The sequence below is a fragment of the Enterobacter sp. UNJFSC 003 genome, from assembly GCF_036903355.1.
GTDB lineage: Bacteria > Pseudomonadota > Gammaproteobacteria > Enterobacterales > Enterobacteriaceae > Enterobacter.
In genome coordinates this window covers 1-357 of sequence record NZ_JBAKHK010000065.1, presented here as the reverse complement: position 1 = coordinate 357, position 357 = coordinate 1, and the positions used below count along the sequence as shown (strand labels likewise).

Sequence of the window (357 nt, the reverse complement as noted above, 5' to 3'; positions counted from 1 at the left end):
ATCTTCAATTACGCGACCATAGCGGTCTTTACGCACAATGCGCTCACCCGGCTGCCCGGTAAGCCATTTATCGAAACTCTTCTCAACGCCCTCAATCCCTTGACTATCGACGTTAGTAAAGCCAATGAGGTGAGCAGTCACTTCGCCGGATGGATAATAACGGCGAGATTCTTCACGCAGATGAATCCCCGGCAGTTTCAGTTTTTTGATGTAGTCCGCCATGTCAGGGTTCACCTGACGCGCCAGATAAATAAAGCGCCCTTTCGGGTTGGCGTTAATGCGGGCTGAAAGCTGATCCAGCGGAATATTGAGCGCGTTAGCCAGCGCCTTCCAGCGGTCACCGACGCTGATACCGCC

The 357-nt window shown here is 52.9% G+C and carries 1 pseudogene; it reads right to left on the bottom strand.

Features of this window, described 5'->3' with window-relative positions:
* Positions 1-357 (bottom strand): annotated as a pseudogene (locus V5P19_RS23100) (peptidoglycan glycosyltransferase FtsI); the annotation flags it as partial.